The organism is Mesorhizobium sp. W050, from assembly GCF_054719535.1.
Window position 1 is genome coordinate 1,922,668 of record NZ_JBTTIH010000001.1, and the last position, 11,919, is coordinate 1,934,586.

General features: G+C 64.2%; 9 protein-coding genes. 7 read left to right on the top strand and 2 right to left on the bottom strand.

The features are described from left to right. The first annotated feature begins 6 nt into the window (after positions 1-6). Complete coding sequence (locus ACYG9Y_RS09200; protein ID WP_023738982.1) at positions 7-1,128, top strand: DUF2336 domain-containing protein; 1,122 nt, start codon at positions 7-9, stop codon at positions 1,126-1,128. Between the two features lie 4 nt (positions 1,129-1,132). Here the strand turns inward: ACYG9Y_RS09200 and ACYG9Y_RS09205 are convergent, their stop codons facing one another. Next, positions 1,133-3,202 (bottom strand): FUSC family protein, encoded by a 2,070-nt coding sequence (locus tag ACYG9Y_RS09205; protein WP_023749173.1) that lies wholly within the window; start codon positions 3,200-3,202, stop codon positions 1,133-1,135. 102 nt (positions 3,203-3,304) lie between these two features. After that, a complete protein-coding gene (parE, locus tag ACYG9Y_RS09210; protein WP_023691142.1) occupies positions 3,305-5,359 on the bottom strand; it encodes a DNA topoisomerase IV subunit B in 2,055 nt (684 codons plus the stop codon). Positions 5,360-5,616: 257 nt separating this feature from the next. Here parE and cpaB point away from each other — a divergent pair, with 257 nt between their 5' ends. Genes cpaB through ACYG9Y_RS09240 form a run of 6 tightly spaced genes read left to right on the top strand, consistent with a single transcriptional unit; the run spans position 5,617 to position 11,918 of the window. Then, positions 5,617-6,522: a Flp pilus assembly protein CpaB gene (gene cpaB, locus ACYG9Y_RS09215; protein ID WP_023681601.1), complete on the top strand. Its 906-nt coding sequence runs from the start codon at positions 5,617-5,619 to the stop codon at positions 6,520-6,522. A gap of 33 nt (positions 6,523-6,555) precedes the next feature. Next, positions 6,556-8,001: a type II and III secretion system protein family protein gene (locus ACYG9Y_RS09220; RefSeq protein WP_023738981.1), complete on the top strand. Its 1,446-nt coding sequence runs from the start codon at positions 6,556-6,558 to the stop codon at positions 7,999-8,001. 4 nt (positions 8,002-8,005) lie between these two features. After that, positions 8,006-8,272: a hypothetical protein gene (locus tag ACYG9Y_RS09225; protein WP_023738980.1), complete on the top strand. Its 267-nt coding sequence runs from the start codon at positions 8,006-8,008 to the stop codon at positions 8,270-8,272. Between the two features lie 43 nt (positions 8,273-8,315). Then, a complete protein-coding gene (locus ACYG9Y_RS09230) occupies positions 8,316-9,530 on the top strand; it encodes an AAA family ATPase (protein WP_023738979.1) in 1,215 nt (404 codons plus the stop codon). Continuing rightward, positions 9,527-10,948, top strand: a complete 1,422-nt coding sequence (locus ACYG9Y_RS09235) for a CpaF family protein (RefSeq protein WP_023738978.1) — start codon at positions 9,527-9,529, stop codon at positions 10,946-10,948. The genes ACYG9Y_RS09230 and ACYG9Y_RS09235 overlap by 4 nt, the downstream gene beginning before the upstream one ends. 4 nt (positions 10,949-10,952) lie before the next feature. Next, the gene (locus ACYG9Y_RS09240) at positions 10,953-11,918 is read left to right on the top strand and encodes a type II secretion system F family protein (protein WP_023704530.1); all 966 of its coding nucleotides are present in this window, start codon (positions 10,953-10,955) and stop codon (positions 11,916-11,918) included. Position 11,919 lies beyond the last annotated feature (1 nt).

Sequence of the window (11,919 nt, forward strand, 5' to 3'; positions counted from 1 at the left end):
GGCAGTATGGTTGTCTCGCATTTTCTCAAATGGATCTACACCGCGAGAGTTTCGGAGCGCGCCGCGGCGGCGAGCGCGCTGGCCCGCGCCTACGTCAATTCCGACCTGCCTTTCGAAGACCGTTGCGCGGCCGAAGCGGCGCTGACGCTGCTGCTCGACGACGCCTCGTCGAAGGTGCGGCTGGCTATGGCCGAAGCGCTGTCGATGAGCCATCACGCGCCGCTGCAGATCATCAGCGCGCTTGCCTCCGATCAGCCGGAAGTGGCAGCCCTGGTGCTGGCGCGCTCCCCGCTGCTGACGGACGCCGACCTGATCGACCGCGTCGCGGCCGGGCACAAGGCGACGCAAAAACTGATCGCCGACCGGCCGGTCGTTTCGATGGCGGTTGCCGCGGCGATCGCCGAGATCGGCGAACCGGAAGCGTGTGCGGCGCTGCTCGCCAATGACGGCGCCGATATCGCGTCGCTCAGCTTCCGCCGCATGGCCGAGCGGCATGGCCATATCGCTCATTTGCGCGAGGCAATGGTCACGGATGTGCGGCTGCCGGCCGACTGCCGGCACATGCTGCTGGTCAAGCTCGGCGAAACGCTGAAGGCTTCGCCGCTGGTGATGGCGCTGATGGGGGCGGCCAGAGCCGAGCGGGTCACGCGCGATGCTTGCGTCAAGGCTTCGGTGCGGCTGGTCGAAGGCACGCGCACTGAGGAACATGCGGCACTTATCGAACATCTGCGCCTGCGCGGCGACCTGACCGCAAGTTTCATCATCCGTGCCATTGCCCACGGCAAGGTCGACTTTTTCGGCTCGGCCCTGGTTGCGCTCAGCCAGCAGTCGGAGCAGCGGGTGCGGGCCTTGCTCGCAGGCGGCCAGGACGTTGCGTTGCAGGCGCTCTTCCGCAGCGCCGGCCTTGCCGCTTCCACCCATGCCATCATCCTGCGCGCGCTCAAGATCTGGCGCGAAGTCGCCAACGGCAAGCGCCTCGCCGGCGTGCAGGAAGTCAGCTGGCTGATGCTGAAGGAGCTTGGCGGTCCGGCCACCGAGGGCGATCTCGCCGGCCTGGTCAAGTCGATCCACCTCGACGCGCTGCGGGAAAACGCGCGCGGGCATGCGCTGGCGATAGCCGCGGCCTGACGCCCTAAACTCGGTCCTTGGCGAAGAAATCCGGGAAATCCTCGATCGCGGCGGCGATGATGCGCAGCGAGGCTGCGATCTGCAGCATATCCGCACCGCCGCTGCGCTCTGAAAGGCTGGCTGCATATTGCCGGGCCACAGTGACAGTTGCTGTCTGTGGATCGCCGGTTGCGCGAAAGAGCAGTTCACGCGCGAGGCCGCGCAGGAAATTGGCGATCGAGAGTGCGGTGTCGGTAGGAGTGGACGGCCTCTGCTGCGCGGCGCGCAGGCGCAGGATTTCGAGGCCGACGGTAACGGCGGCGACCCCGCCGCCCAGGATCGCATCGCCTTTCCTGCCGGCATTTTGCAAGAGCGGCATCAGCTGGTTGATGCGGTCATAGGCCAGACTCTCGAAGGCCGAACGCCTCGGCACCCGCTCATGCAGGCACAGCCGCGCCAGATCCTCGCGCATGGCGCGCACGATGCGGTTGGCCGCGCGCCATGGATCCACCGGCAGCACCACGATGAAGACGCAGATAGCCAGCAGGATGCCGACCAGCACCGACGCCGAGCCGGCGAAGAACGGGCCTGGGGCATAGGTCATCGCCTGATGCGGGCTGAGGAAGGCGAGGAAATTGATTGCAAAGGCCGTCGCCACGCCGACGGTGCGCGGATTGGCCATGCCCAGCGCCGTCGGTACCAGGATCGGCACGACAAACAGCGTGAACCAGCCGAAGCCGGGCAAAGCAGGCAGCGCGACCTGGCCAACAAGGAAGGCAAAGGGCAAAGCCAGCAGCGTACCCTTGAAGAAGCCCCAGGACACCCGCACCGGGTCAGGCCGCGCGGCGAAAAGACTGGAGACGACCGCAACGAGGATAACGGTGCCGGCCGCGTCGGACCATTTCGTCGTCAGCCAGAAGGCGGCGACCGCCAGCGTGGCAAGGGCGGCGCGTATGGCATTGCGCGAAGCCCCGGGACAATCGCGATGCACCACCAGCGCAGGCAGCTGCATGTTGCTCCGGCTCGGGCGCGTCACCGGTGCGCGCAGGGCGTCGAGGCCGCGCAGCACCTGCTTGAAGGCTTCGGCGAAATCGGCGGCGATGGTGAGGCGCGTGATGGTGCCGACCCTGTCGTCGCCCTGATCGGTCGAGGCGTCGGGCATTTGCCGGGCCTTGCCGGCAATCGCGTCGAGCCGCGTCACCCAGGGCGACGTGTCCTCCAGCGCCTCGGGCGTGGCTGCCAGTTCGCTGACCAGCGACTGCAGTTCCGAGCGCACCGGAATGAGCGCTGCGTTTTTCGGCGCGGCGTGAGAATGCAGCGCGCGTGCCGCCGACAGCGCCGACAGAAGCTGACCGATGGTGAGGCGGACCGGATGGGCGCGGGTGGCGAAGCTCGGGGCTTCGAGCCGGGCATAGGTGCGCATCTCGGCCAGCATCTGGGCGTCCGTGATCAGCTTGCCGTGCAGGCCGGCCAGTCTCGCCGGGTCGCCGCCGGAAAAAGCGCCGCCCGCATAGGTTGCAAGGTCGAGGATGCTGCGCTTCAGCCTGGAGATGATGGCGTCAGCGGCCAGCTTGGGCAGGATCAGCCGGCTGGTCAGGCCGGCGCAGACGATGCCGAGCACGATCTCGGCGCAGCGCGCGACAGCGAGATCGACGATCACATGCGGCTGGCCGAAAGCCGGCAGCCCAATGATCATCGCGGTATAGCCGGCAAGTGCGGCGCCATAGGCTTCCGGATTGCGCAGCAGCGACGAAACCAGCGTGCACAGCCCAATCCAGACGGACAGCGCCGTGACCAGCAGCCAGGGATTGGTGCCGAAAACCGAGGTGATGCCGATCGCCGCAAGTCCACCGGCCAGCGTGCCGAGCAGCCGGTAAAAACCTTTCGCCAGCACCATGCCGGCGACCGGCTGGGCGACGATGAAGACCGTCATCATCGCCCATTGCGGGTGGTCGAGTTTTAGCGCGTAAGCAGCGAGAAGCGCGATCAGACCGGCCGAAACCGTGCGCAGGGCGAAAATCCAATCCGAGCGCGTCGGCTGCGTCAGGCCCGCCAAACTAGTTTCGAAGTAGCTCTTCAGCCGCGCCCAGATCACAAGCTGGTCTCCGTATCGGAAGCGCAGGCTAGAGCAGTTCCAGGAAAAGTGTGAAACGGTTTTCCGCCCGGAGCTGCGTCAAAACGAAGAGTTGGCCGGCGCTCAGATATCCAGCACTTCCGTCGCGGCGAATTCGGCGCGTTCCTGGATGAAGCGGAAGCGGGCTTCCGGCTTGGTGCCCATCAGCGCGTCGACAGCATCCTTGGTCGCGGCCACGGCGTCGATAACATCGACCCTGAGCAGCGTGCGCTTCCTCGGGTCCATGGTGGTTTCCTTGAGCTGCGCGGCCATCATCTCGCCCAGGCCCTTGAAGCGGCCGATCTCGACCTTGGCGCGGCCGGTGAATTCGGTGCGCAACAGCTCGTCCTTGTGCGCATCGTCCCTGGCATAGGCAACCTTGCCGCCTTGCCGGATCGAATAGAGCGGCGGCACCGCCAGATAGAGATGGCCGCCATTCACCAGGTTCGGCATTTCCTGGTAGAAGAAGGTGATCAGCAGCGAGGCTATGTGAGCGCCGTCGACGTCGGCGTCGGTCATGATGATCACGCGGTCGTAGCGCAAATCCTCGTCGCGGTATTTCGAGCGCGTGCCGCAACCGAGCGCCTGAATCAGGTCCGATATCTGCTGGTTGGCGGCGAGCTTGTCGTTGCCGGCGCTGGCGACGTTGAGGATTTTTCCGCGCAGCGGCAGCACCGCCTGGCTCGCACGGTCGCGCGCCTGCTTGGCCGAGCCGCCGGCCGAGTCGCCTTCGACGATGAACAGTTCGGCGCCCGCGGCGGCGTTCTGCGTGCAGTCGGCGAGCTTGCCGGGAAGGCGCAGCTTGCGCACCGCGCTCTTGCGCGACACTTCCTTTTCCTGGCGCCGGCGCACCCGCTCGTCGGCGCGCGCAATCACCCATTCCAGCAGCTTGGAGGCTTCCTGCGGATTGTCGGCCAGCCAGTGGTCGAAGGGATCGCGGATGGCGGTCTCGACAATGCGAATGGCTTCGATCGTTGCCAGCCTGTCCTTGGTCTGGCCGACGAATTCCGGCTCGCGGATGAAAACCGACAGCATGCCGGCCGCCGAGATCATAACGTCTTCGGAGGTGACGATCGAGGCGCGCTTGTTGCCGACCAAGTCGGCATAGGCCCGAAGCCCGCGCGTCAGCACATTGCGAAAGCCGGCCTCATGCGTGCCGCCTTCGCCGGTCGGGATGGTGTTGCAGTAGGAGTTGACGAAGCCGTCACCGCCGAACCAGGTCACCGCCCATTCCAGCGAGCCGTGGCCGCCCTGTTTTTCGCTCTTGCCGGCGAAGATCTCGCGGGTCACCTGGAAGTCGTCGCCAAGCGATGCCTTGAGATAGTCCTTCAAGCCGCCGGGGAAATGGAACTCCGCCTTGGCGGGCGTCTGGTCCTTTTCCTTGATCAGCGATGGGTCGCAGCTCCAGCGGATCTCGACGCCGCCGAACAGATAGGCTTTCGAGCGGGTCATGCGATAGAGCCGCGCCGGCTCGAAGGCGGCGCCCTTGCCGAAAATCTGCTCGTCGGGATGGAAGCGGATTTTGGTGCCGCGCCGGTTGTGCACTTCGCCGAGCTGCTCCAGCCCGCTCACCGGAACGCCGCGCGAGAACCTTTGGCGGTAAAGCTGGCGACCGCGCGCGACTTCGACTTCGAGATGGTCCGACAGCGCATTTACGACCGAGACGCCGACACCGTGCAGACCGCCGGAGGTCTCATAGACCTTGCTATCGAACTTGCCGCCCGAATGCAGCGTCGTCATGATGACTTCGAGCGCCGGCTTCTTGAATTTCGGATGCGGATCGACCGGAATGCCGCGGCCATTGTCGGTAACGGTCAGAAACCCGTCGGCCGACAGCTCGACATCGATGAAGGTGGCATGGCCGGCGACCGCCTCGTCCATCGAATTATCGATGACCTCGGCAAACAGATGGTGCATCGCCTTGTCGTCGGTGCCGCCAATATACATGCCGGGACGGCGCCGCACCGGCTCCAGCCCCTCCAGCACCTCGATGTCGGCGGCGCTATAGCCCTCGCTGCCGTCCTTGGTCGCGGCAGGACGCTTCGTGGCCTGCACCAGCGGGTCGGCCGGGCGCGAAGGTGTCCGAGCCGGTTGCGGCTGCTTTTCCAGATTGCCGAAAAGATCGTTGTTGTCGTCCATGCCTGCCATAGAATCCGGTGCCGCGAATCACCCGTCGATACTGCCACGCTTTTCGGCGCCAAGCGACGGAAGTTCCTGTTACGTTCGGGGATTAACCCCTTCTTATCCTAAAACCTTTCGATAACCAAGCCGGCGGAAATAGGTCCGTGCGGAGCCGCTGGGATTCCTGAATCTTTAACAAAGCGGCCTAGCGTCGCCCCAACAAAACAAAAGACCACGAGAGTCAGGGGTTGGTTGTGAGGGGCAAGGCCATAACGATGATTGGCATCGCTGCCGTCTTCGGCGCGATTTCAATCTTTGCCGCGGATTTCTGGGTGAAAAGCCAGGCCAAGGCCGATGCCGAAGAGAAAACGGCGTCGATCCCGGCGCCCGCCGTCCCCAAGGTCGTCTTCAAGACCATCGTGGTGGCCAACGCGCCGCTGCGTTACGGCATGGAGCTTGACCGGGCGCAGCTCAGCGAAATCCCATGGTCCGAGGATTCGGTGCCGCAGGGCGCGTTCACCACAGTCAATGCATTGCTCGCCGAAGGCAGCCGCGTGGTATTGTCGCCGATCGAGATCAACGAGCCGGTGCTGATCAGCAAGTTGTCGGGGCCGAACGGCCGCGCGACGCTGTCCAACATGATGACGCCCGGCATGCGGGCGGTGACAATCCGCACCGACGAGATCGCCGGCGTCGGCGGCTTCGTCATGCCGGGCGACCGGGTCGACGTGGTGCTGACACGCGATGCGGGCGAAATCCAGGAAGTGGCCAAGAACGCGCAGGGCGCTGCCGGATCGACCGTTACCTCCGAGATTGTCGTCTCCGACGCCAAGGTGCTGACCGTGGGGCAGGGCGCCGACGAGCGCCAGACCACACCGCAGATCGCCAATTCCGTCACCATCGAGGTGACGACCGAAGGCGCGCAGAAAGTGGCGCTTGCCCGCACCGTCGGCACCTTGTCGCTGTCGCTCCGCTCGGCCGCAGACGGAGGGGCCGCCAAGGACGGCGTCACCACCATCTCGTCCTTCGGCGGATCGGTCGCCTCCGGCGTCCAGGCCGCTGCCGGCGCGCTGTTCACTGCCGCGACCAAGGAGCCTGAGAAGCCGAAATTCAAGACGATCATCGTGACGCGCGGCACGCAGGTCGAAGAATACCAGGTTCCTGCGCGGGACCAGCAATAACTGCCGGTGGGGACCGGGCGAGGGACGGGACAGATGTCGGGACTTCATGCATTCCAGACGACGAAAGGGCTGCGCACAATGCGGGCGCTTGCGGTGGGGGCTTGCCTCGCCGCGGCCGCAATGCTCGGCCTCAGTGCGCCAGCCAAGGCCGACAACGATATCGTCCATGTCTCGTCGACAACGAATGCGTCGATCAAGGTAGCCAAGGGCAAGCCGAAGACGGTCATGACCAATGCCGCCTTCTACCAGATCGTCATCGGCGATCCGGAGATCGCCAACGTCAATCCGCTGACCGACAAATCCTTCTATGTGCTGGGCAACAATCTCGGCACCACCGGCATCGCACTGTTCGACCAGAACAAGCAGTTGGTCGGCACCGTCGACATCGAGGTGACGCTGGACACCGACCAGCTGGCCAGCACCATTCGCGCCAGCGTGCCGGACGCCAAGATCAAGGTCGGCTCGGCCAATGGCCGCGTCGTGCTGTCGGGCGAGGCCGATGACGCGGTCGCCGCCGAGAAGGCAAGCAAGATCGCCAGCCGTTTCTCCGGCAATGAGGAAGTGATCAATTCGGTCAACATCTCGTCCTCGCAGCAGGTTCAGCTCAACGTCCGCTTCGTCGAGATCAATCGCCAGGCCGGACAGGATCTCGGCGCCAAATACAGCGCCAATTTTGCTTACGGCATTGGCGGGCGCGACGTCACCATCGAGCCGGGCTCGGTGCCGGGAGCCGGCAATGGCGAGATCATCGGCCGGCTGCTGTCCAACGGCCTGTCGATCGACGTCGCCATCAAGGCGCTGGAGGAACGTGGCCTTGCCCGGCGGCTGGCAGAGCCGAACCTGATCGCCCGCTCGGGCCAGACGGCAAGCTTCCTCGCCGGCGGCGAGTTCCCGATCCCGGTCTCCGAGGACAATGGCAAGATTTCCGTCAGCTACAAGAAATACGGCGTCAGCCTCGACTTCACGCCGACGGTTCTCAAGGACGGGCTGGTCAGCCTCGACATCGCGCCGGAAGTGTCCTCGATCGATGCTTCGGCCTCCTACAATATCGGCAATATCTCAGTGCCGGGGTTTATCGTGCGCCGCGCCAGGACATCGGTCGACCTGAAGAACGGCCAGAGCTTCATGATCGCCGGCCTGCTGCAGTCGCAAAACGACATCACCACGTCGCGTCTTCCCGGCCTCGGCAAGCTGCCGGTGCTCGGCTCGCTGTTCTCCTCCAAATCATATCAGCGGCGCGAGACCGATCTGGTGATCATCGTCACCCCCTATCTGGTCAAGCCGGTCGATCCGTCGAAGAAGCTGCTCGAGCCGACCGACGGCACGCAGCCGGCCAGCAATGTCGATTATTTCCTAAACAACACCGAGGAAGTGAAATCGTCTGACGCCAATCGTGCGGTGGCAATGGCCAGCGGCAGCACGGCACAGCCGGCTGCGGTCACCACCGTCGGGCATTTCCTCGACCTGCCGAAGGATTGAAGCCATGCGCTTGCGACCATGCATCGCCCTGCTGCTCGCCGGCCTCGCCAGCGGCTGCACCAGCGACGACTATATCCGCTCCGAGGGGCCGACGATTGCCGCCGGCAACGCACAGGCCGCCAATACGGCCATGCAGATGGTCGATCCCTGGAAATACGGCGTCCAGAACACCAGGCTGCTGGTGCCGGCGCAGCGCAGTGAGGCGGCAGTCAACGCCGCCGACCAGGCTGCTGCTGCCAAGGCCGTGCAACCGACAGCGACAACCGATTGATTGCCCGGTGATTTGACCGGGAATGACCTGACAGGCTGACAAAATGGCAAGCGGCATCAAGACCAAGAAGATCCTGCTGGTGTCCAGCGACCGGACCTTTGTGCAGGATACGCGCACCGCGTTCGCGGCCTCGGAGGTGATCCAGCTTTCGACCGTCGAGAAGAACATTGCCGAACTGCGCGGCGAGGTCCAGGAAGCCGATTTCGGCGCGCTCATCGTCGACATGGATGCGGCAAAGCTGGAAGAGATCGAGTCGCTGCAGCGCATCATGCGCCGGCTTGAAGGCCGCGTTCCGGTGGTCGTCGTCACCCAGGAATTCAACGCCGCCGCGGTGCGCATCCTGGTGCAGCTCCAGGTCGCCGATTTCCTGGTCAAGCCGATCACCACCGCCGATCTGGTGCGGTCGGTCGTGCGCGCGCTGCAAGGGCCGGGGCGCGAGGAAAACACCGAGTCGCAGATCTATACCTTCATGCCGGCCGCCGGCGGCGTCGGCACCACGACGCTGGCGCTGCAGACCGCTTTCCAGCTGCATCATTCGGTGACGCGCGGCGCGTCGACCTGCGTGGTCGACCTCAACTTCCAGCAAGGCGCCTGCGCCGAATATCTCGACCTCGAGCCGCGCTTCGACATCACCGAAATCGAGAACCAGCCCGAGCGCCTCGACCGTCAGCTGCTGGACGTGATGCTGTCCAAGCATGCGAGCGGGCTCTGCGTGCTGGCGGCGCCAACGCATCCGTCGGAAATGCGCTCGTTCAAGACCGATGTCGTGGTGCGCATGCTCGATCTCGTCTCGGCCTATTTCGATAACGTCGTCATCGACATGCCGCGCACCTGGTTTCCGTGGACGGAGACGGTGCTGCTCGGCTCCAACAAGCTCTACATCGTCGCCGAAATGACGGTGCCATGCCTGCGCCATACGCAGCGGCTGATCCAGGCGGTCTACGAGACGGCAGGCAAGGAAGTGAAGCCGAACGTGATCGTCAACCGTTTCGAGCAGAAGATGTTCGACAACGGCATCAAGCAGGCCGATGTCCAGGAAATCCTGGGCGAGCATTTCGTCGGCGGCATCTCCAACAATTACCGGCTTGTGCGTGAAGCGGTCGACCGCGGCGTGCCGCTGCATGAGATCGACCCGAACGCCAATGTCGTCAACGATCTGAAGAGGATCATCCTGCCGGAAGAAGCCGTGGTGACGCCGGAGAAATCGCGCTCGCTGTTCGGCATCGGCAGGGGCCTCCTGAAGAGGAAAGCCGGATGACCAGCCGCTTCTCGACCCTGCAGAACCGTGACGTCCGCGCGCTGAAGCCGGCCGAGGCGGCGCCGGTCGCGCATCACGCCGTGGTCATCCCGACGAACCGCAAGGCCTTGCCGCCGAAGCCGGAGACAACACCGGGAAAAAGCGCCAACAAGGTGCTCGATGCCCGCGTGCGCATCCACCGGCTGCTGCTCGAGGAAATCAACCTGGTCGCGCTGGAGCGCCTGCCCAAGGATGAGATGCGCCGGCAGGTGCAGGAGTTCGTGTCGGAAAAGACCCGCCAGGAGCGTATGGCGATCAACACCGTCGAACTTGAAGCGCTGGTCGATGACATCGTCGATGAGATGGTCGGCCTCGGCCCGCTGGAACCGCTGCTCAAGGACCCCGACATCAACGACATCCTGATCAACGGCCACCAGAACTGCTTCGTTGAAAAACGGGGCAAGCTGCAGCAGGTCCATATCCCGTTCAAGGACGAGGCGCACCTGTTGCGCATCGTCAACAAGATCGTCGCCGCCGTCGGTCGCCGGGTCGACGAATCGCAGCCGATGGTCGATGCCCGCATGCTCGACGGCTCGCGCTTCAACGCCGCCATTCGCCCGGTCGCCGTCGACGGGCCGCTGGTGTCGATCCGCAAGTTTTCAAAGAACAAGCTCGGTCTGCACAAGCTGGTCGAGTTCGGCGCCGTCACCCAGAACATGGCCGAGGTGCTGGCGGCTGCAGTCCACGCCCGCAAGACGACCATCATCTCGGGCGGCACCGGCACCGGCAAAACGACGATGCTCAACGCATTGTCGGCCTTCATTCCGGAAGACGAACGGCTGATCACCATCGAGGACGCGGCCGAACTGCAGCTGCAGCAGCCGCATGTCGCGCGCATGGAAACGCGCCCCGCCAACATCGAAGGTCATGGCGAGCTGAAGCAGCGCGACCTGGTCAAGAACGCGCTGCGCATGCGCCCCGACCGCGTCATCCTCGGCGAGTGCCGCGGCGAGGAGGCCTTCGACATGCTGCAGGCGATGAACACCGGACATGAAGGCTCGATGGCGACCATCCACGCCAACACGCCGCGCGACGCCATTTCACGCCTCGAGCAGATGCTGGGCATGACCGGCATGCCGATGACGGTGCAGTCGATCCGCAGTCAGATCGCCAGCGCGCTCGACCTTATCGTCCAGCTGACGCGACTGTCGGACGGCAAGCGCAAGGTGACCAGCGTCGCCGAGGTGACCGGCATGGAAGGGGACGTCATCCAGATGCAGGAGATATTCCGCTTCGTGCGCACTGGCATGGAGGCCGACGGCAAGATCCTCGGTCACTACGAGGCGACCGGCATTCGCCCGCGTTTCCTCGAGGACCTGCGCAATATGGGCATTGAATTCCCCGGCAAATATTTCGAACCCGGCCGGCCGCAGGAGTAGCCGGGTGTTCGAGAATTTCAGCCCGATCTATGTCGTTTATGCCGCGGCAGCGCTGACCGGCATCATGATCGCCGAAGGCTGCTATCTGCTCTATGCCGGCCGCAGCGACAAGCGCCTGGCCATCAACCGGCGCATGAGGCTGCAGGAAAACAAGATCAGCCAGGAACAGGTGCTGATTCAGCTGCGCAAGGAACGCGGCCTCGATTCCGGCACGTCATTCTTCTCGCCCGACCGTTTTCGCGCGCTGCGCACGCAGTCTGGCATGGTGATGCCGTTGCCGAAATTCCTGACGATGACGACGGGCGTGGCGCTGGCGATGATGCTCGTCGCGCTCTGGTACGGGCTGCCGCTGTTGCTCGCCATTTTGCTGTTTGTGGTGCTGACAGCGCTGCTGCCGGTAATTGTGCTGCGTTCCAAGCGTGCCCGGCGGGTGAAGCGTTTCGGCGTGCAGTTGCCGGAGGCGCTGGAATTGATCACGCGCGGCTTGAAGGCCGGGCATCCGGTTCCGGTGGCGATCTCGATGGTGTCGCGCGAGATGTCCGATCCGATCGGCACCGAATTCGGCGTTATCTCCGACGAGGTGACTTATGGTTCCGACCTGGTTTCTGCGCTGAATTCACTGTTCGACCGCGTCGGCCAGGAGGATCTGCCGCTGTTCGTCACCGCGGTTTCCATCCAGACGAGTTCGGGCGGCAATCTGCGCGAGATCCTCGACGGGCTGTCGACGACGATCCGCGAACGCGGCAAGCTGCGCCGCAAGGTGCGCGCCATTTCGACTGAGGGTCGTATGTCGGCCTATATCCTGACGGCGGTGCCGGCACTGCTGTTCGCCACCATCATGGTGATGATGCCGCAATTCTATCAGAGCGTCTGGGATGTACCGAAGACGTGGTATCTGCTGGGCGGTTCCGTGACATGGCTGATGCTGGGCAACATCATCATGTTCAAGATGTCGAACTTCCGGTTCTGAG